The sequence below is a fragment of the Nonomuraea sp. NPDC049684 genome, from assembly GCF_044465345.1.
In the GTDB taxonomy this organism is placed as follows: Bacteria; Actinomycetota; Actinomycetes; order Streptosporangiales; family Streptosporangiaceae; genus Nonomuraea.
The window spans coordinates 403,305-422,267 of sequence record NZ_JBITLO010000009.1 but is presented as its reverse complement, the minus strand read 5'-3'; the positions used below and the strand labels follow the sequence as shown (position 1 = coordinate 422,267).

The following is an 18,963-nucleotide window of genomic DNA, read 5'->3' as shown; positions in this document are numbered from 1 at the left end:
GTGCTCGGCCGAGACCAGCGCGGCCAGCTCGTCCCGATGGGCGTACATCAGCTCACGGAACCGGAACAGCACCCGGGCCCGCTTGATCAGCGAGGAGTCCCGCCACGCCGGGAAGGCCGCCGCCGCGGCGGCCACCGCCGCGTCCACCTCGGCCGCCGACGCCAGCGCCACGTGACCGCTGACCTCGCCCGTGGCCGGGTTGAAGATCTCCGCCGTCCGGTCGCCGCCGTCCGTCAGGGCGCCGTTGATCCAGTGCTTGACCGACTTCACCGTTCTCCCTCTCCCAGTGCCAGTTCCACCGCGTCCACGAGCGCGCCCTCGGCGCAGGGACGCGAGACCACGTCCGCGGCCGACAGCACGTCGGGGTGGCCGTCGCCGACCGCGATGCCCAGGCCGGCGGCCTGGATCATGTCGATGTCGTTGGGGTTGTCGCCGATGGCGGCGATCTGCTCCAGCGGCACCCCGCGAGCCTTCGCCAGCTCGCGCAGCGCGCTGCCCTTGGTCGCCCCCTCCGGCAGCACCTCCAGGTACGTCGCCTCCGACCGGACGGTGACCGTGCCCGCGATGTCCAGCTCCGGCAGGCGGTCGCCGATCAGCATGCACTTGGTGATCCCGTCGGGGGGCAGCGCCGCCCAGTCGCCGGGGTCGCGCAGCGTGATGCCGTCCCGCCGGGCGTAGTCCCGCAGCTCCTGGACGTCGTCCACGGCCAGCGCCTCGCCGCCGGAGAAGGCCACCGGGTACACGCCGGCGGGCAGCTCGCCGAACAGGCCGAGCAGCGTCTTCCAGGCGGTGGCGGGCAGGTGGCGGGAGCGCAGCACCTCGCCGGTCGCCAGGTTCACCGTGCGGGCGCCGTTGTAGAGGATGGCCGGGCCGTCCAGGCCCAGCTCGTCGTAGTAGGGGCGGGCCGAGCGTTCCATGCGGCCGGTGGCGATGACGACCTCGCCGCCCGCGGCCCGGTAGCGGCGCAGCGCGTCCCGGGCGGCGGGCACCATGGCCAGGTCGCGCCCGACGAGCGTGCCGTCGAGGTCGGTCACGATCCAGCGGATCACGTCGCGCTCCTCGCCCCGGCGACCCCGTCGGCTCCGGCGGCTCCGGCGGCCACGTCGGACAGCACCGAGGAGGCCAGGTCGAACCCGCCGACGCAGGCCAGGTAGCCGCCCGGCTCGAAGATGCTGCCCGACAGCGGGATGTAGACGCCGCCGGCCTGCCTGACCAGCAACGATCCGGCCGCGACGTCCCAGGCGTTGACGCGGGTGCCGTACGCGACGTCGGACCAGCCGGCCGCGACGTGGGCGAGCTTGAGCGCGGCGCTGCCCGGACGGCGGATGGTCGCGAACGACTGGGTCATCCTGGAGAAGCGGCGCAGCGCGCCCTCCTCGTCCTCGGCCAGGTCGCGCGGCGTGGGATAGCTGGACAGCAGCACCGCCTCGCGGTCGGCGCGGGCGCCCGCGCTGCGCAGCGGCTCGCCGTTGCAGACGGCCCCGCCGAGCCAGGCGGTGAACTCGTCGTCGCGCACCGGGTCGTAGATCACCCCGGCGACCACCTCGCCGTCCACGGCGGCGGCGATCGAGGTGCAGAAGAACGGCAGGCCGACGGCGAAGTTGGCGGTGCCGTCGATGGGGTCGACGTACCAGCTGATGGCGCCCTGTCCCCTGGTGCCGCCCTCCTCGCCCACCACGACGCTGTCGGGGCAGAGCCGGTCGAGCACCTCGCGGATGCCCTCCTCGGCCGCCTTGTCGTGCTCGGTCACCGGGTCGTGGAAGTCGCGCTTGGTCTGGATCTCCGGACGCGAGCGGAAGGCGCCGCGCAGCCGGTCGCCGACGGCCCTGGCCGCCTCGGCCGCGATGGCGGCCAGCTCGCGAGAGGTGTTCACGTCCATGTCTCCTCCAGGAGGGTCAGCAGGGCGCGGGGGTCCTCGACCGTGGCCTGAGGGCTCTGCCGCACCCGATACGGGATCTTGTCGGTGCTCGCGGAGACCATCAGGACGGTCGCCCCCGCCCCGGCCCGGGCGCCGCAGATCACGTCCCGGTCGTAGTTGTCGCCGACGTACCAGGCGTCGGCCGGGTCCACGCCGAGGGCGCGGCAGGCGAGCAGGATCATCTCGGGGTTCGGCTTGCGCACGCCGACCTCGTCGCTGTAGACCTGCGCGGCGAACAGGTGGTCCAGGCCGCTCCCGGCCAGGTAGTCGCGGTGCACGGCCCCGCACAGCGCGTTGCTGACGACGGCGGGGACGACGCCGTTGCGCAGGCAGGCGTTCAGCAGCTCGGCCATGCCGGTGCGCAGCTTCCGGTCGCTGCGCAGCTCGCCCATCCGCTTGCACAGGGGCGTCGCCTCGACCGTGACCAGCGTGCGGGCCTGCTCGGGCCAGTCGGTGGCGACGAACTCGGCCCAGAACCGGCGGTGGGTCATCTCCTCGGGCGCGAACTGCCGGGAGGTGGAGTCCTTCCAGTACTTGTCGGCCCGCGCCCCGGCCCGGATGTCGCTCTCGACGTCCTCGGCCGTCAGGCCGTCGAACCCGGTCCTGGCCAGCATGGCGTGCACCTCGGCGGCCAGCTCGGCCGCCCAGGACGGGCGCTTGGCGGTCTCGACGATCACGCCGCCGAAGTCGAGGAGCAGTGCCTTGGGGCGGATCACGCGGTCACCTCCGCCCGGTCCCAGGAGGAGATGCGGGCGCCGTCCGCGCCGAACAGGTGGAGCTGCTCGGTCCAGCAGGGCAGCACGTCGCCGGGCGCGGCCCGTACCGGCGTGTACGACAGGGCGAACAGCTCGGTGTCCAGGACGCGCAGCCGTACCGTCCAGGAGGAGCCGGCCGGCAGCACGGCCTCGACCACTGCGTCCTCGCTCCAGGCGGCGGCGGGCGGCGTGCCGAGCCGCAGCGCCTCGGGCCGGATGCCGACGGCGGACGGGGTGACCCCCGAGCCGCGCGCCTCCACGAACCGCAGCAGCGATCCGGCCAGCCCGCCGGGCGCCGGACCGGCGTCCACGATGGCCATCGGCGGGCTGCCGACGAACTCGGCGACGAACCGGTTGGCGGGCCGCTCGTACATCTCCATGGGCGCGGCGAGCTGCTGGAGCTCGCCCTCGTTCATGACGGCGACGTCGGTGGCCATGGTGAGGGCTTCGAGCTGGTCGTGGGTGACGAAGACGATCGTCGCGCCGGACTCCTCGTGGATGCGCTTGAGCTCGGCCCGCATCTCCAGGCGCAGCCGGGCGTCGAGGTTGGACAGCGGCTCGTCCAGCAGCAGCACGGACGGGTTGACCGCGAGCATCCTGGCCAGGGCGACGCGCTGCTGCTGGCCGCCGGACAGCTGGGACGGGTAGCGGTCCATCGCGGCGTCGACGTGCACCATCCTCAGCGCCGCCTCGGCCCGCGAGCGCCGCTCGGGGGCGGGCACCTTGCGCATGCGCAGCCCGAACTCCACGTTGTCGCGCACGGACAGGTGCGGCCAGAGCGCGTAGTTCTGGAACACCAGCCCCATCGCCCGCTTCTCCGGCGGGACGTAGACCCCCTGCTCGACGGAGTCCAGGACGCGCTCGCCGACGGCGATGCTGCCCGCGGTGGGCTGTTCGAGGCCGGCGATCATGCGCAACGTGGTGGTCTTGCCGCAGCCGGAGGGGCCGAGCAGGCACATGAAGGCGCCGTCGGGGACCACGAGGTCGAGGTTCTTCACCGCGTAGTCGCCGCCGCCGTAGCTCTTGGAGACTGCGCTCAAGGTGATGTTCGGCATCTATCCTCCTAGGCCGGACGCCAGGCTGCTCTTGGTCAGCCGCTGGGTCAGGGAAGTCATGGTGAAGGAGAGCAAAGCGATCATGAGGACGACGCCGTTGGCGAGCTGCGTGTATCCGTAGTCGACCAGGCCGATGGAGAGCGTCGTGAGAAGCTGGGTGCCGGTGGTGGTCAGCATCACGACGATGCTGAGCTCCTTCAGCCCCGAGATGAACGGCAGCACGATGCCGGTGACCAGGGCGCCCTTCTGGATCGGGAAGATGATCCGCCGCATCCGGTGCCACCAGGAGGCCCCGGCGATCTGCGCGGCCTCCTCCGGCTCCCGGCCGAGCTGCATCATCGCCGCGATGCCCGAGCGCGAGCTGTAGGGCAGGTGCGTCACGGCCATGACCAGGATCAGCAGGAACGTCGTCCCGTACAGCGCCGGGACGGGCCCGCGGGCGACGGCGAACAGCGACAGCGAGGCGGCGGCGAAGGCGATGCCGGGGATGAGGTACGGCAGGAACGACACCTGCCGCAGGAACCCGGCGATGCGCGGCGCGGTGCCGCGGACCACGACGTACCCGATGAGCAGGCCGGCGACCGCGCAGATCAGCGAGGCCAGGCCGACGATGCGCAGCGAGTTCCAGGCGGCCTGCCACAGCTCGGAGCCGCGCAGGATGCCGTGCGGGAACCCGACCGCGCCGGGCAGCCGGTCGGCGATCCAGTAGTCGAGCGTCAGGGTCGACAGGTCCAGCGGCGTGCGGGTGAGCGTGGACAGCAGCAGCGTGAGCACCGGGATCAGCACGCTGACCACGAACACAACCGCGCCCAGCGCGAACGCGGGCCAGCGCCAGCCGCGCAGGTCGCCCAGCCGGTCCATCGCGCCCTTGCCGCCGACGGTGACGAACCTGCGCTGCTCGCGCATCAGCCGCATGTCGGTGAAGACGATCAGCACGCCGATGATCACGATGACGGTGGCCAGCACGGAGGCCACGCCGGTGCTGCGGTCCCTGATCGACTGGAACAGCCCGGTGGACAGCACCTGGTAGTCGGCGGGCAGGCCGAGCACGTACGGGGTGCCGAACGTGCCGAGCACCCGCCCGACCACGAGCAGCACGGCCGAGGAGAGCGCGGGCAGCATCAGCGGCACCACGATCCGCCGCACGACGACGCGCCGCGGCGCCCCGAGGATCCGGGCCGAGTCCTCAAGCTGGACGTCGATCCTGCGCAGCGCGTTGCCGACCAGCAGCAGCACGAACGGGTAGTAGTGCAGCCCGAGCGTGACGATGATCGGCAGCGGCCCGTAGGCCAGCCAGTCGGGGGTGCGCACGCCGGCCGACTCCAGGAAGCCCACCTGCCCGCCGGCCCGCTCGTTCTTGAACAGCGTCAGCCAGGCCAGCGAGAACGTCCACGACGGCAGCATGTACGGCACCACCAGCGCCCCGGCCAGCCACTTGCGGCCGGGCACGTTGGTCCGGGTCACCAGCCAGGCCATCCCGCCGCCGAGCAGCAGCGCGAACAGCACGGTGCCGACGGCGACGACCAGCGTGTTGACCAGCGGGCCCCAGAACAGCAGGCCGCTGATCTGGGAGCGGAAGACCCGCCACAGGTAGTAGCCGGTCCACTCGCCCGGCTGCTGGCCGGCGTGCAGCTCGTCGCCGAACTGGAGGCGGAAGGCGTCCGACAGGACCGCGATCAGGGGGGCGACGACGAGGTAGGCGAGCAGGACGACGAGGATCAGGCCGAGCGCGGCGGTCGGGTCGTGCCGCAGGACCTGCAGGCGGTAGCGGAGTCGGCGCCGTCTCGGCGGGCGAGGCGGCGGCTCCGTCTTGGTCAGAACAGCCATGGTCTTCCTTCGGGGGTTTTCAGTGGCTTCGTTTGAGCATGGCGTCGGCGAGGGCGTCGGCGGCCTCGCCGAGCCGGCGGCCCACGGCGTCCAGGCGGGAGAGCAGCTCGCGTTCGCGCAGGGTGTCCATGTCCAGCGGGCCGGCGAACAGCTCGGTGAGCCGGGCCTGGTGGAGCTGGCGGACGCGGCTGTGGGACTTGCGGGTGGCGAGCACGGCCACGGTGACCGAGCCGGGGTCGCCGGTGATCTTCAGCAGGGCCTGTTCGAGCTGGTCCAGGCCGTCGATGACGGCGCCCAGCGGCTCGGCGGCGAAGGTGAGGTCGGCGGGCCCGAACAGGTCGGCCTCGCGGACGAAGTCGCGTAACTGGTCCAGCACGTCGTCGATCGAGCGGGAGAGCCGGAACAGGTCCTCCCTGTCGATGGGGGTGGCCAGCACCCGTCTCAGCGCCCGGACGAGCTCGGCGCGGGCGGCGTCGCCCTCGTGCTCGACCTCGGCCATGCGGGCGCGGGCGGCGGCCTGGCCGGTCGTGCCCGAGGCGGCCGAGCGGGCCAGCACGGCGCCCTCCCTGGCGACGGCGACCTGGCCGCGGATGAGGTCGATCACCCGCCGTCCGGAGCGGCCGCGCAGCTCGTCCCAGGCGCGGGCGAGCCGGCGGGGCCGTCCGCCGCTCACAGCAGCCTCAGGCCGAGCCCGGCCAGGGCGCCCAGGGCCATGGACGACGGCAGCGTGACCAGCCACGCCGTACCCATGTTCAGCACTCCTTGCCATCGCACCCTCCTGCTTCCTTCGCTTGCCACCACGCCGACGACCCCGGCGGTCACGGACTGGGTCATGCTCACCGGGCTGCCCAGGGCCGAGCTGCCGAGGACGGCGCCGGTGGCCGCCGTCTCGGCCGACAGCACGTGCAGCGGCCGGGTGATGACCAGGCCGCGGCCTACCCGCTCGCCCACCCGGGGCAGCGTGGTCAGCGCCCCGGCGAGGAACAGCGCCACCAGCACGGCCATCCACCCCGGCGAGAGCTGGACGGGCCCGACCCGGCCGAGCCCGTTGCGGCCGACGTCCACGGCGACGCTCACCACGGCGATCATCTTCTGGCCGTCGTTGACGGCGTAGGCCAGGCACTGGGCCGCGTACGCCACCAGGTGGGCGGCCAGCACCAGCCCCGGCATCCGGCGCGAGGACGGCACCCGCCGGGACGCGGTGCCCAGCAGGTAGCCCAGCACCAGCCCGACCAGCGGCGCGCACGCCCCGATCGCCAGGACGGTGACCAGGCTCGGCCAGGCGACCGGCAGCCCGGCGCCGAGCCCGGCGCCCGCGATGCCGCCGATCACCGCCAGCGTCAGGCTGGTGGGCAGCCCCTTGCCGGTCAGCGCCGCCACCACCACGACGGCGATCACGACGCCGGCCAGGAACACGGCCGCGCCGCTGCCCGAGTCGAGCCCGGCGAGCCCTTCGGTGAAGGTCCGCGCGACCGCGACGCCCAGCACGTACGGCCCGGCGAACAGGACCGCCACCAGCAGCGCGGCGGCCAGCCAGCCGGGCGTGCGCGGGAAGCGCAGGCCGAGGCCGATCAGCGTGGCGCCGTCGTTGGCCCCGCTGATCAGCACGAACAGGACGGCCACCGCGGCGAAGGCCAGCGTCCAGCCCATCAGAGGTAGAGCCGCTGGTCGCGCTTGGCCTCGTCGTAGCGCTCGCGCGCGGCCCTGACCTCGGGCAGGCCGGACACCTGCGCGACCGGCACGTCCCACCAGGCCTGCGCGCCGGGGCCGCCGCCGGGGGCGGGCTCGACGTACACGACGGTGGTCCTGGCCGACTCCTTGGCCTTGACCAGGGCGGCCCGCAGCGACTCGGGGCCGTCGGCGCGCAGCACGTCGGCGCCCAGGCTGGCGGCGTTGGCGGCGAGGTCCACCGGCAGGGGCTCGCCGTCCAGCTCGCCGCCGGGCCCGCGGGTGCGGTACGCGGTGCCGAGCCGCCGGGCCCCCACCGACTCGCTGAGGTTGCCGATGGAGGCGAAGCCCCGGTTGTCCACCAGGACGATCACCAGCTTGATCCGCTCCTGCACGGCGGTCGCGATCTCCTGCGCCATCATCAGGTACGACCCGTCGCCGACCAGCACGAACACCTCGCGTTCCGGCGCGGCCAGCTTCACCCCGAGGCCGCCGGCGATCTCGTAGCCCATGCACGAGTAGCCGTACTCGACGTGGTACTGCTCGGGGTCGGCGGGCCGCCAGAGGCGGTGCAGGTCGCCCGGCATCGAGCCGGCCGCGTTGACCACCACGCCGCCTTCGGCGACCTCGTTGAGGACGCCGAGCATGACGGGCTGGGTGAGCTCGGGGCCCGCGTAGGTGTGGCCGATCTCCGACTGCCAGGCGGCGGCCAGGGCGGCGGCCCGGTGGGTCCATTCGGGGTCGGCCCGCCAGTCCACGTCGTCGAGGGCGCGCAGGGCCTCGCGGGCGTCGGCGACGAGCGTGGCGCCCGCGTTCTTGGCCGCGTCGAAGGCGGTGACGTTGACGTTGAGGAAGGCGGCCTGCCCGAACAGCGTCCTGGAGGCGGTGGTGAAGTCGGTGTAGCGGGTGCCGACGCCGATGACCAGGTCGGCCTCGCGGGCCAGGGTGTTGGCCGCGTCGGTGCCGGTGTGGCCGATCGCGCCGGCCGCGCAGGGGTGGTCGTACGGCAGCGCGCCCTTGCCCGCCTGCGTCTCGCCCACCGGCACGCCGTGGTTCTCGGCGAAGCGGGTCAGCTCGGCCCACGCCCCGCTGTACCGGACGCCGCCGCCGGCCACGATCAGCGGCCTGCGGGAGCCGCGCAGCAGTTCCTTGGCCCTGGCCAGCGCGGCCGGCTCGGGCACCGGGCGGGGAACGTGCCAGACCCGCCGGGCGAACAGCTCCTCGGGCCAGTCGTACGCCTCGGCCTGCACGTCCTGGGGCAGCGCGAGCGTCACCGCGCCCGTCTCGGCGGGGTCGGTGAGCACCCGCATCGCCGCCAGCAGCGCGGCCGGGAGCTGCTCGGGCCGGTTGATCCGGTCGAAGAAGCGCGACACCGGGCGCAGCGAGTCGTTGACCGACACGTCGTAGGACCTGGGGTCCTCCAGCTCCTGCAGCACCGTGCCGGGGGCGCGGGTGGCGAAGACGTCGCCGGGCAGCAGCAGCACCGGCACCCGGTTGATGGTGGCCAGCGCCGCGCCGGTGACCAGGTTGGTGGCGCCCGGCCCGATGGACGTCGTGCAGGCGAAGGTGGACAGCCGCGCGCGGGTGCGGGCGTAGCCGACGGCCGTGTGCACCATGGCCTGCTCGTTGCGGGCCAGATAGTACGGCAGCGCGTCGCCCGTGCCCGCGCCCTGCTCGGCCAGCGCCTGGCCGACGCCCGCGACGTTGCCGTGGCCGAAGATCCCGAGCACGCCGGCGATCAGCCGCTGCTCGACGCCGTCGCGCTCCGACCACTGGGCGGCCAGGAAGCGGGTCAGCGCCTGGGCCGTGGTCAGCCTCATGAGGCACCTCCTTGCACGAGATCGGGCACGCCGCCCTCCAGCAGGCCGAGCGCGGTGTCCACGGCGGCGCCCACGTCCCCGTCGGGCGGGTAGAGCAGCGCCCGGCCGACCACCAGGCCGCGGACGCCGGGCAGGCGCAGCGCCTTGCGCCAGGAGTCGTACATCTCGCCGGCGTCCTGGCCGGAGTCGCCGCCCAGCAGCAGCACGGGCAGGGTCGTGGACTCCACGACGCGTTCCATCTCCGGCACGACCGGGATCTTCAGCCAGGTGCGGGCGGAGGTCGCGCCGAGCCCCTGGCCGACGCTGATGGCGTGGATCACGGCCTCGGGCGACAGGTCGTGCCGCACCACGCCGTCCTGCCGCCTGGACCAGAACGGCTCGACCATCGCCATCAGGCCGTGCGCGGCCAGGTCGGTGACGGCCTGGCCGCAGCTGGCCAGGGTGGCGGCGGTGGCGCTGTCCTCCAGCGCGATCCGGCACAGCATCTTGCCGCCGTCCAGGCCCATCGCGGCGATGGTGGGGGCGTCGTAGGCGGTGAAGCGGTCGTCGAACTCGAACACCGAGCCGTGCACGCCGCCGCGGTTCATCGAGCCGATGACGATCTTGTCGTCGAGCGCGCCGAGCAGCAGCAGGTCCTCGACGATGTCGGGGGTGGCCAGCAGGCCGTCCACGCCGGGCCTGGCCAGGGCGGTCATGAGCCGGTCGAGCAGGTCGGCGCGGCTGCGCATGGCCATCGGGTGGCCGGCCACGCCGAGGGCGCCGCGGGCCGGATGGTCGGCCGCGATGATGAGCAGTTGCTCCCTGCCGTTCCTGAGGGGCCGGCGCCGGCGGGCGGCCGCCGCCTCGGCGACGCGCTCCGGCTGCCAGGCGCGCTGGTCGAGCAGCCGGCGGTAGTCCTGCTCACGCATGCGTGACGGCTCCTTCCGAGAGGGTGGCGGACAGGACGGTCTCGACCTCGTCCGCCGTGGGCATCGCGGGCGCGCAGGCCAGGCGTCCGGCGACGATCGCGCCCGCCGCGTTGGCGAAGCGCAGGGTGCGTTCGAGCGGCCAGCCTTCGAGCAGGCCGTGGCAGAGCGCGCCGCCGAAGGCGTCGCCGGCGCCGAGCCCGTTGACCACCTCGACCGGGACGGGCGGCACCCGTACGGTCTCCGTGGCGGTCATGCCGAGCACGCCGTCGGCGCCCTGCTTGACGATGGCCAGCTCGACGCCCGCCGCCAGCAGGGCCTCGGCGGCCGCGCGCGGATCGCGGGTGCCGGTGGCCACCTCGACCTCGTCCAGGTTGCCGGCCGCGACGGTGACGTGCGCGAGCGCCGCCCGCACGCGTTCCCCGGCGGTGGCCGCGTCGGCCCAGAACATGGGCCGGTAGTCCAGGTCGAGCACGGTGTGCCGGGCGCGCCCGCGGGCCCGCCAGGCGGCCAGGTGGGCGGCATGGGACGGCTCGGCCGACAGGCCGGTCACGGTGGCCCAGAACAGCCGCGCGCCGGTGACAGCCGCCAGGTCCAGGTCGCCGGGCGCGATCTCCAGGTCGGGCGCGTCCTGGCGGTAGAAGTAGAGCGGGAAGTCGTCCGGCGGCCTGATCTCGCAGAACGTGACCGGCGTCGGCCGGCCGGGCACGGCGCCGACCAGGCGGTCGTCCACGCCGTAGGAGCGCAGCGCGTCGTGGACGAACGCGCCGAACGGGTCGTCGCCGGTCCGCGTGATCACCGCGCTGGAGTGGCCCAGGCGGGCGGCGGCCACGGCCACGTTGGTGGGGCTGCCGCCCAGGTACTTGCCGAACGTCTCCACCTGCCGCAGCGACACGCCGGTCTGGAGCGGGTAGACGTCCACGCCGACCCGGCCCATCGTCAGCACGTCGAGGGCGCTCACGCCAGGCCCCGCAGGAACGCCACGCCCGCCCGCACGTCGTCGGCCGGGCCGGCGCCCGCCGGGGGCTCGGCGTCGAGGACGACGTCCTGCTCCATGACGTACCAGCCGTCGTAGCCGGCGGCGGTCAGGCGTTCGACGATGCCCCGGACGTCCACGTCGCCGCGGCCGAGCCGGCGGTAGATCCCGGCGCGGACGGCGTCGGTGTAGGTCAGCTCACCGGCCCGGACGCGGGCGGCGAGGGCGGCGTCGACGTCCTTCAGGTGCACGTGGGCGATCCGCTCGGGGACGCGGGTGACCAGCTCCAGAGGGTCGCCGCCGCCGATGAGCAGGTGGCCGGTGTCCAGGCAGAGCGGGACGGCGCTGCCGCCGAGCACCCGGTCCACCTCCTGGCCGGTCTCGACCATGGTGCCGACGTGGGGGTGCAGGGTGAGCGCGCGGCCGTCGCCCTTGGCCTCGTGGAAGGCGCGGTCGAGGTTGCCGAGCAGGGTGCGCCAGCCGGTGTCGTCCAGCTCGGGACGGGCGTCGTAGCCGTCGGCGCCGGTGGCGGCGGCCAGCACGACGACCACGTCCGGGTCGAAGGCGGTCCACGTGGCGCGCAGGGCGGGCAGCGGGTCGTGGGCGGGGTCGTGCAGGACCGCGGGGACGAATCCGCCCACGGCGCGCAGCCCGTACCGGCCGAGCAGGTCCTGGTCGGCGGGCAGGAAGCCCTCGGGGCCCAGCTCGGTGGCGGTCAGGCCGAGCTCGGCCATCTCGGCGAGCACGCGGTCGGCGGTGAGCTGGTGTCCCCATCCGGGCACCTCGCACACGCCCCAGGAGATGGGTGCGGCGGCGATCCTCACTGGGCCACCTCCAGCACGCGCACCGGACGGCCCTCGCGGCGCGCCAGGTCGGCGGCCTCGGCCAGGTAGAGGGCGGCCAGGGCGTCGCGGACGGTGCAGGGGCTCTCGCTCTCGCCCCTGGCCATCGACAGGAACGCGCCCATCTCGGCGACGTAGGCGTCCTCGAACCTGGTCTGGAAGTCCGGCCACGGCGGCCCGTCCGGGTTCAGGCCCTCGGCCGAGCGCAGCGGGGTGCGGTCGCCGAGCCCGACGGCGCGGGTGCCGAGCGTGCCGGCCAGCTCCATGCGCACGTCGTAGCCGGCGCCGTTGTAGCGGGAGCCCTGCAGGGTGACCAGCGTGCCGTCGTCCATGACGATCAGGGCGGCGCTGTTGTCGACGTCCCCGGCGGCGGCGAAGTACGGATCGCCGCGGTTGGCGCCGACCGCCTGCACGACGTCCGCCTCGCGGCCGGTGACCCAGCGCAGGATGTCGAAGTCGTGGATGTGGCAGTCGCGGAAGATGCCGCCGGACTGGGCCACGTACTCGGCGGGCGGCGGCGCCGGGTCGCCGGTCAGCATGTGCACGCGGTGCAGCTCGCCCAGCTCGCCGGCCAGCAGCGCCTCGCGGGCAGCCTGGTAGCCGGCGTCGAAGCGGCGCTGGAAGCCGATGTGCACGCCGATCCCGGCCCGTTCGACGGCCTCGGCCACCCGCAGCGTCTCCTTGACGGTCGGCGCGGCGGGCTTCTCGCAGAACGCCGGCACTCCCCGCTCGCACGCCCTCAGCAGGCCCTCGGCGTGGGCGGAGGTCGGCGTCGCGAGGACCACCGCGTCCGCGTCGAAGGGATCGCCGGTCCGGGCGCCGAGCCGCCGGGCCACCTCCTCCGCCCTCGCCGTGTCCACGTCGGACACGACGAGCTCGTCAACCAAGGCGGACAGGGTTGTGGCATGGAACATGCCTATACGTCCAAGGCCCAGCAGACCCACACGCATGATCGCTCCTCATCCAGGGGGGCCTCCAGTTCTAGATGAACAGGAGATGAACCGTCAAGACTTTGTCCTGACATAAGGATGAACTGTCGTAGCTGGGAGGGGAGGTCGTGGCTCAGCTCGCACGTAAGAATGTCTTGACAAATTATTCACGTGACGTTCATCGTGAGCACACAATGGCGCCGGTCGGGGCTGGCGCGGCGCCTTGCGAATCCGAGAGGCAAGAGGAGTGACGCCATCATGAGGCGTACCGGGAAGATCATCTCCATGGCGTTGCTGGCGTCCGCCGCCGTGGCGTGCGCGCCCTCCACCGCAGGCGGAGGACCGTCGGCGGCGGCGACGGCCAAGGCGCTGCCCGGCCCGTCGCTCGATGCGAACTTCGACCTGGAGGCGCTGGTCGCCGCGGCGAAGAAGGAAGGCAGCGTCCTGGTCTACGACTCCAGCGGCGACATCGAGGAAGTGGCCAAGGCGTTCACCGCGAAGTACGGCATCGCCATGGAGGGGGTGAAGTCGGACACCCCGCAGACGGCCGAGAAGATGACCAGGGAGCACGCCGCCGACAACGTCACCATCGACGCGGCCATGTACGAGGACGGCGGCGTCCTGGTCGGCCAGCTCGCGCCGCAGGGCGTCACCCAGACGTGGATCCCCGGCGACCTGAAGGACCAGATCCCCGCCGAGAACCAGAACCCGCTGCTCGCCCTCTCCAAGGCGACGGTCTTCGGCTACAACACCAAGCTCTCCCCCGGCGGCTGCCCGGTGAAGAACGTGTGGGACCTGACCGATCCGGAGTGGTCCGGCAAGCTGGTGATGCAGGACCCGCTGGGCAAGCCGACCGTGCTGTCGTTCTTCACCCAGCTCGACGCGTACGGCAACCAGGCCCTCGAACAGGCCTACCAGGCCAAGTACGGCAAGCCGCTGAAGACCGAGGAGAAGAGCGCCGCGCAGGAGTGGATCAAGCGCCTGTCGCTCAACAAGCCGGTGCTGACCGGCTCCGACGAGGACATCTCCGCCGCCGTGGGCGCGCCGGCCGCCACGGACAAGAAGATCGGCTTCATGTCGATCTCGAAGTTCCGCAACAACGAGGACAAGGGCTACCACCAGGCCGCCTGCGAGGGGATGACCCCCTTCGCCGGCTTCAGCTACCCCAAGTACGCGGCGATCGCCACCAAGAGCAAGCACCCCAACGCGGCCAAGCTGTTCGTCCACTTCATCATGACCGAGGAGGGCGTCAAGCACGAGATCGGCGAGGGCGGCGTCTCGGGCAACAGCACGGTCAAGCCGATGGTCACCCCGCCCGGCCTGTCGGACTGGCAGGGCCAGCTCTTCCACACCGACCCCAAGGGCCTGCTCGGCGACCTGCAGAACCGCCAGGCCATGTCGGACTTCTGGCGCGTCAACCGCAGCTAGCGCGCACCGTCGCACCGCCCGGCCGGGAGGATCCCCGGCCGGGCGCGTCGGCATGCCCTGGCCTCTTTGCAACACCTAATGTCCTGACATAAGGACGACCTATTGATTTCTTGTAAACTGGTCGTTACGTTTTGGGGCAACATCAACACCCCGAACGAGGAGGCGCAATGCGTCCCCTGTCCAGGCTCTCCCTGGCAGCCCTGATGTTGACCGTGTTGGGCGGGATCGCCGTACCCGCGGCCGGTGCCGGCGTGGCAACCGTGTACCCCGACGTCGAGACCCCCTCCCTGTACGACGACGAGGCCGGCGGCGACGCCAACGGCGACGACCCCGCGATCTGGGTCGACCCGTCCGACTCCGAGGACAGCGTGGTGATCGCCACCGCCAAGAAGGGCGGCCTGTACGTCTACGACCTCGACGGGCAGCAGCTCCAGCACCTGCCGGCCCCCGCCGCCCCCGGGCCGGACGACGAGGCGGGCCGCTTCAACAACGTCGACGTCGCCTACGGCTTCGGCGGCAGGGACCTGGCGATCGTCTCCGACCGCGGCCGGGACATGCTGCGCATCTACGCCATCTCGCACGGCCACCTCACCGACGTGACCGACCCGGCCGCGCCGTTCGTGTTCAACACGACGCAGCAGCAGGTCAACGACGCCGAGACGGCCTACGGCCTGACCGCCTGGAAGGACTCCACCGGCACGTACGCGCTGGTCAGCCGCCGCCACAAGACCTCGGTCGGCCTGGTCAAGCTGCTCGCCAAGCCGGGCGGCAAGATCGGCTACCAGCTCGTGCGGACGATGACGCTGCCGGGCTCCTTCACCCTGCCGAACGGCCAGACCTGGTCCCCCTGCCTTGAGCCCGACGAGCAGGCGCAGGTCGAGGGCATGGTCGTGGACCAGGAGCGGGACGTGCTCTACGCCGCCCAGGAGGACGTCGGCATCTGGCGGATGCGCGCCGACCTCACCGGCACGCCCGTCCTGGTGGACAAGGTCCGCGAGTACGGCGTCCCCGGCACCTACGACCCCGCGACCGAGGAGTGCACCCCCGGCGCCGACCCCGGCTACGGCGGCACGCACCTCACCGCGGACGCCGAGGGCCTGACCATCTACTACCGCGAGGACGGCAAGGGCTACCTGCTGGCCTCCAGCCAGGGCGACAACACCTTCGCCGTCTACCGCCGGGAGGGCTCCAACGGCTACCTCGGCCAGTTCCGGATCGGCGAGGCGAACGGCATCGACGGCTCGGAGGTGAGCGACGGCTCGACCGTGCTCAACGTGCCGCTGGGCGAGTTCGACGAGGGCATGTTCATCGCCCACGACGGCGTGAACACGCCGGCCACGGCCGACCGGGAGAACACCAACTTCAAGTTCGCCGACTGGGGCGACATCGCCGACGAGCTGGACCTGGACGTGGACACCGACGGCTGGGACCCGCGCGACTGATCATCGCCGCCCAGCGGTCCCGCGAACCGGGGCGCCGTCCAGCCGGACGGCGCCCCTTCGCCGTTTCCGGGCCGATTTGGGCATCCTTTCGCGGGGCGGGGAGAATGGGGGGCGCGTGCGGAGGAGGAGCGTGACCGAGAGCCAGTCGCTCGACCACCTCGCCCGCCGCCTGGAAGAGGTGGTCGGCGAGCTGCGCGGCATCCCCGTCGACGTCGAGCGACTGGAGGACCCCGAGCTCGTCCGCCGGCACATCCTGCGCGCCACCCGGTCGTCGGCCGAGCTGCGGGCCATGCACCCGGTGGGCTCGCGCGAGCAGGGCCGCGACGAGCAGCGCAGCCGGCGTACCGTCCTGGACGCCCTGCGGGAGGGCCTGTCAATGCGCACGATCGTCCATTCGAGCGTGCTGGACGACCCGCGCAAGGCGGCCCGCATCAAGGAACTGCACGCCGCCGGCGACCTGCACCGGGTCATCGACGAGCCCATCCAGCAGCTCCTGATCTTCGACCGGTCCGTGGCGTTCGTCCGGATCACCCCGATCGCCTACACGCCGGGCGCGCTGATGATCAGGCAGCAGGGGCTGATCGCCACCCTCATCGACCTGTTCGAGCTGTCGTGGGCGCGGGCCAGGGAGGTCACCGAGCCGGCCCACCGGCTCTCGCCCCGGGAGCGGGAGGTGCTGGCGCTGATCGCCGAGGGCCGCTCCAACAGCGCCGTGGCCCGCGCCCTGTCGATCACGGAGGCGGCCGTCGGCAAGCACGTGGCCTCCGTGTTCGGCAAGCTCGGCCTGCCCGCGACCGACGACGCCAACCGGCGGGTGCTGGCGGTGCTGGCCTACCTGCGCGGCGTGGCCAGGTAGGGCCAGGGCTACCCCGTCCTCGTCCCAGCACCCGCGCGGGCGGGCCGCGGCGGGCGCTTCGATGGACGTCATGCAGAAAATGACTGGATTGCTGGTCGGCGCGGTGTTCGGCGCGGTGTTCGTCGTCGTCAACGCGCACGGCCCGCTCAACCCCGTGGCGGCGAACGTCCTGCGGGCCGCCGCGTGCCTGGCGGCGGCGGCCGTGCTGGCGATGTGGCTGCGTGCCGTGCGCGCGGAACGTCCCGCCCCGGCCGGCCGGCGGGGCATGTTCGGACCCGGCTACCTGGCCGTGGTCGTGGTGGAGGCGGTCCTGCTGTTCGGCGGGCTGCGGGTGCTGGCCGCGCTCGGGCGTCCCGAGGAGGGGAACGTGGCGTGGGTGGCGTTCGTGGTGGGCGTGCACTTCGTCGCGCTCGCGCCCGTGTGGAAGGACCGGAGCATCGCCGTGCCGGGCGCGGCGCTCACGCTGCTCGGCGCCGGCGGGCTCGTCCTGGCCGCCACGCCCGCGGTGGCGTGGGTGCCGGTGGTCAGCGGGGTGCTGTCCGGCGTCGTGCTGCTGGCCGGCAGCCTCACCCTCGGCCTGCGCGGCGTGCGCGCCCTGCGCGGTACGGCGCGAGCGGCGGCCTGACCGTCCGGCGGGCGCGCCTTCTCCCCTGACACAGACCCTCTGATACTCTCTGTGCTGAATTGATTACTTTCTGTCGCTAGGGGAGCTAGTGTGAAGGTCGCCTGCGTCGGCGGTGGGCCCGCCAACCTGTACTTCTCGATCCTGATGAAGCGGGTCGACCCGTCCCACGAGGTCGCCGTCTACGAGCGCAACCCGGCCGGGACCACCTACGGCTGGGGCGTGACCTACTGGGACGACCTGCTCAAGAACCTGCGCGCCGCCGACCCCGAGTCGGCGGACGTCATCAGGGAGAACTCGATCCGCTGGGACAGCTGGGTCACCCACGTCCAGGACCGCGCGACGGTGTCGCTCACCGAGTCGGACGAGGGCTTCGGCATCTGCCGCCACCGCCTGCTCGACATCCTGGCCGACCGCGCCCGCTCCCTGGGCGTGCACGTCGAGCACGGCCGCGAGATCGCCTCCCGGGAGGAGCTCGACGCCGACCTGGTCGTGGCCGGCGACGGCATCAACAGCACGATGCGCGCGCCGCACGCCGACCATTTCGGCACCGAGATCGCGGTCGGCCGCAACCACTACATCTGGCTCGGCACCACGAAGGTCTTCGACTCCTTCACCTTCGCCTTCTCCGAGACCCCGCACGGCTGGATCTGGTGCTACTGCTACGTCTACAGCGGCGACCACAGCACGTGCGTCGTCGAGTGCTCCCCCGAGACCTGGAAGGGGCTCGGCCTCGACCGGGCCGACGCGGCCGACGGCCTGGCGCTGCTGGAGAAGATCTTCGCCGACGTCCTGGACGGCCACCCGCTGATCGGACGGGCGCACACCGACGGCAGCGCGTACTGGCTGAACTTCCGCACGCTGACCAACCGCACCTGGTACCACGACGACCTCGTCCTGCTCGGGGACGCCGCGCACACCACCCACTACTCCATCGGCGCGGGCACCGCCCTGGCCTTCGGGGACGCCGCCTTCCTGGTCAACGCGCTGAACCAGGAGCCGGAGCTCCCGGCCGCCCTCGCCCGCTACGACCGCGAGCGCCGCAAGGCGATCCGCCCGCACCAGAAGTCGGCCCGGCTCAGCGCCCAGTGGTACGAGAACCTGACGCGCTACATCGACCTCTCGCCGGTCGAGTTCATCGCGCTGCTCGGCCAGCGGCACTCCCGGGTGCTGCCGCACCTGCCGCCCCGGATGTACGTCCAGGTCGACCGCGTTCTCAGCTTTTTCGGCGGGTTCGGCGGCTTCGGCAAGGACTGACCGGGAGGCGCGCCCGCTCAGGTCCCGATCAGGGGTAGTCCTTGGGGTTCACGGGGCTGGTGCGGGCGTTGCCGCCCCTGACCGGGTTCAGGGTCAGGGTCCAGATGGTGTACTGCGTCGAGGTCGTGCGGAAGCGCAGCCGGTCGTTGAACTTCTGGTACGTCGCGCCCCTGGTGAAGCGGCCCTTCGACATGCTGAACCGGTAGCCGGTGGTGAAGAAGATGCGGTACGTGCCGTCCCGGACGTCCCGGATGCGGGCGGTGGACCGGGCGCGCACGTAGACGCTGATCGCCTTGGTCCGGCCCTTGACGATGGTGACGACGCCGTCCTTCGACGTGCCGTTCTTGATCTTGAGTACGCCGCGGCCGCCGCTGAGACGGTCGTAGACGATCCGTCCGTTGGCCGGGCGGGAGGCCGCCTCCTGGACGGCCGAGGAGGTCTGGGCGGCGGCGGCCTGGAGGCCCGCAGTGGCGGCGCCGGCCGGGGCGGAGGTCAGCAGCGTGCCGGTCAGTGCGACGGCCGCGACGACCCCCGCGCGTAACGGGGTCGCTTCGAGGAGTCTCTTCACCATGGTCTTCTCCTTGGGGGACATGGTCAGACTGATCGCGTACCCGTGTATATCAGGACAGACCGCTTCTACGCTCGTAGACTTTAAGCCGTCCG

The 18,963-nt window shown here is 72.7% G+C and carries 19 protein-coding genes; 5 read left to right on the top strand and 14 right to left on the bottom strand.

Going from position 1 to position 18,963, the window contains the following annotated elements; genetic code table 11:
• The 13 genes from ACIBST_RS28545 to ACIBST_RS28485 all read right to left on the bottom strand — a co-directional run.
• Positions 1–270 (bottom strand): aldehyde dehydrogenase family protein (locus tag ACIBST_RS28545; RefSeq protein WP_397176050.1); only part of this gene is annotated, 270 nt, incomplete at its 3' end.
• On the bottom strand, positions 267–1,049 hold the full coding sequence (locus ACIBST_RS28540) for a Cof-type HAD-IIB family hydrolase (RefSeq protein ID WP_397176048.1): 783 nt from the start codon (positions 1,047–1,049) through the stop codon (positions 267–269). The genes ACIBST_RS28545 and ACIBST_RS28540, both read right to left, overlap by 4 nt.
• Positions 1,046–1,879: an inositol monophosphatase family protein gene (locus ACIBST_RS28535; RefSeq protein WP_397176046.1), complete on the bottom strand. Its 834-nt coding sequence runs from the start codon at positions 1,877–1,879 to the stop codon at positions 1,046–1,048. Before ACIBST_RS28535 ends, ACIBST_RS28540 begins: the two co-directional genes overlap by 4 nt.
• A complete protein-coding gene (locus ACIBST_RS28530) occupies positions 1,870–2,634 on the bottom strand; it encodes an HAD family hydrolase (protein ID WP_397176044.1) in 765 nt (254 codons plus the stop codon). The genes ACIBST_RS28535 and ACIBST_RS28530 overlap by 10 nt, the downstream gene beginning before the upstream one ends.
• Entirely contained in the window at positions 2,631–3,728 is a 1,098-nt protein-coding gene (locus ACIBST_RS28525) for an ABC transporter ATP-binding protein (protein WP_397176043.1), read from the bottom strand. The genes ACIBST_RS28530 and ACIBST_RS28525 overlap by 4 nt, the downstream gene beginning before the upstream one ends.
• A complete protein-coding gene (locus ACIBST_RS28520) occupies positions 3,729–5,555 on the bottom strand; it encodes an iron ABC transporter permease (protein WP_352324733.1) in 1,827 nt (608 codons plus the stop codon).
• A gap of 19 nt (positions 5,556–5,574) precedes the next feature.
• Positions 5,575–6,228: a DUF47 domain-containing protein gene (locus tag ACIBST_RS28515; protein WP_397176041.1), complete on the bottom strand. Its 654-nt coding sequence runs from the start codon at positions 6,226–6,228 to the stop codon at positions 5,575–5,577.
• Positions 6,225–7,205 carry an inorganic phosphate transporter gene (locus ACIBST_RS28510; protein ID WP_397176039.1) on the bottom strand — a complete coding sequence of 327 codons (981 nt, stop codon included), beginning with the start codon at positions 7,203–7,205 and terminating at the stop codon, positions 6,225–6,227. Before ACIBST_RS28510 ends, ACIBST_RS28515 begins: the two co-directional genes overlap by 4 nt.
• A complete protein-coding gene (gene iolD / locus ACIBST_RS28505; RefSeq protein ID WP_397176038.1) occupies positions 7,205–9,043 on the bottom strand; it encodes a 3D-(3,5/4)-trihydroxycyclohexane-1,2-dione acylhydrolase (decyclizing) in 1,839 nt (612 codons plus the stop codon). The genes ACIBST_RS28510 and iolD overlap by 1 nt, the downstream gene beginning before the upstream one ends.
• Entirely contained in the window at positions 9,040–9,951 is a 912-nt protein-coding gene (locus ACIBST_RS28500; protein ID WP_397176036.1) for a deoxyribose-phosphate aldolase, read from the bottom strand. Before ACIBST_RS28500 ends, iolD begins: the two co-directional genes overlap by 4 nt.
• Positions 9,944–10,885: a 5-dehydro-2-deoxygluconokinase gene (gene iolC, locus ACIBST_RS28495; protein ID WP_397176070.1), complete on the bottom strand. Its 942-nt coding sequence runs from the start codon at positions 10,883–10,885 to the stop codon at positions 9,944–9,946. The genes ACIBST_RS28500 and iolC overlap by 8 nt, the downstream gene beginning before the upstream one ends.
• Positions 10,886–10,905: 20 nt before the next feature.
• Entirely contained in the window at positions 10,906–11,748 is an 843-nt protein-coding gene (locus ACIBST_RS28490; RefSeq protein WP_397176034.1) for a TIM barrel protein, read from the bottom strand.
• On the bottom strand, positions 11,745–12,716 hold the full coding sequence (locus ACIBST_RS28485) for a Gfo/Idh/MocA family oxidoreductase (RefSeq protein ID WP_397176032.1): 972 nt from the start codon (positions 12,714–12,716) through the stop codon (positions 11,745–11,747). The genes ACIBST_RS28490 and ACIBST_RS28485 overlap by 4 nt, the downstream gene beginning before the upstream one ends.
• A 237-nt stretch (positions 12,717–12,953) precedes the next feature.
• Here ACIBST_RS28485 and ACIBST_RS28480 point away from each other — a divergent pair, with 237 nt between their 5' ends.
• From ACIBST_RS28480 to ACIBST_RS28460, 5 genes are all read left to right on the top strand, one after another.
• A complete protein-coding gene (locus tag ACIBST_RS28480; protein ID WP_397176031.1) occupies positions 12,954–14,123 on the top strand; it encodes an ABC transporter substrate-binding protein in 1,170 nt (389 codons plus the stop codon).
• Between the two features lie 167 nt (positions 14,124–14,290).
• Complete coding sequence (locus ACIBST_RS28475) at positions 14,291–15,565, top strand: phytase (RefSeq protein WP_397176029.1); 1,275 nt, start codon at positions 14,291–14,293, stop codon at positions 15,563–15,565.
• A gap of 130 nt (positions 15,566–15,695) precedes the next feature.
• On the top strand, positions 15,696–16,421 hold the full coding sequence (locus tag ACIBST_RS28470) for a LuxR C-terminal-related transcriptional regulator (RefSeq protein WP_397176027.1): 726 nt from the start codon (positions 15,696–15,698) through the stop codon (positions 16,419–16,421).
• A gap of 79 nt (positions 16,422–16,500) precedes the next feature.
• On the top strand, positions 16,501–17,046 hold the full coding sequence (locus tag ACIBST_RS28465) for a hypothetical protein (protein WP_397176026.1): 546 nt from the start codon (positions 16,501–16,503) through the stop codon (positions 17,044–17,046).
• A 90-nt stretch (positions 17,047–17,136) separates the two neighbouring features.
• The gene (locus ACIBST_RS28460) at positions 17,137–18,300 is read left to right on the top strand and encodes an FAD-dependent monooxygenase (protein ID WP_397176024.1); all 1,164 of its coding nucleotides are present in this window, start codon (positions 17,137–17,139) and stop codon (positions 18,298–18,300) included.
• A 28-nt stretch (positions 18,301–18,328) separates the two neighbouring features.
• On the opposite strand, the gene ACIBST_RS28455 is transcribed toward ACIBST_RS28460, so the two are convergent.
• A complete protein-coding gene (locus ACIBST_RS28455; protein WP_397176022.1) occupies positions 18,329–18,871 on the bottom strand; it encodes a hypothetical protein in 543 nt (180 codons plus the stop codon).
• Positions 18,872–18,963 lie beyond the last annotated feature (92 nt).

Bases quoted from the DNA above. Each gene is read 5' to 3' on its own strand.
- ACIBST_RS28535 (WP_397176046.1), bottom strand. From the start codon at position 1,879: ATGGACGTGAACACCTCTCGCGAGCTGGCCGCCATCGCGGCCGAGGCG.
- ACIBST_RS28525 (WP_397176043.1), bottom strand. From the start codon at position 3,728: ATGCCGAACATCACCTTGAGCGCAGTCTCCAAGAGCTACGGCGGCGGC.
- ACIBST_RS28520 (WP_352324733.1), bottom strand. From the start codon at position 5,555: ATGGCTGTTCTGACCAAGACGGAGCCGCCGCCTCGCCCGCCGAGACGG.
- ACIBST_RS28510 (WP_397176039.1), bottom strand. From the start codon at position 7,205: ATGGGCTGGACGCTGGCCTTCGCCGCGGTGGCCGTCCTGTTCGTGCTG.
- iolD (WP_397176038.1), bottom strand. From the start codon at position 9,043: ATGAGGCTGACCACGGCCCAGGCGCTGACCCGCTTCCTGGCCGCCCAG.
- ACIBST_RS28500 (WP_397176036.1), bottom strand. From the start codon at position 9,951: ATGCGTGAGCAGGACTACCGCCGGCTGCTCGACCAGCGCGCCTGGCAG.
- iolC (WP_397176070.1), bottom strand. From the start codon at position 10,885: ATGGGCCGGGTCGGCGTGGACGTCTACCCGCTCCAGACCGGCGTGTCG.
- ACIBST_RS28485 (WP_397176032.1), bottom strand. From the start codon at position 12,716: ATGCGTGTGGGTCTGCTGGGCCTTGGACGTATAGGCATGTTCCATGCC.
- ACIBST_RS28480 (WP_397176031.1), top strand. From the start codon at position 12,954: ATGAGGCGTACCGGGAAGATCATCTCCATGGCGTTGCTGGCGTCCGCC.
- ACIBST_RS28475 (WP_397176029.1), top strand. From the start codon at position 14,291: ATGCGTCCCCTGTCCAGGCTCTCCCTGGCAGCCCTGATGTTGACCGTG.
- ACIBST_RS28465 (WP_397176026.1), top strand. From the start codon at position 16,501: ATGACTGGATTGCTGGTCGGCGCGGTGTTCGGCGCGGTGTTCGTCGTC.
- ACIBST_RS28455 (WP_397176022.1), bottom strand. From the start codon at position 18,871: ATGGTGAAGAGACTCCTCGAAGCGACCCCGTTACGCGCGGGGGTCGTC.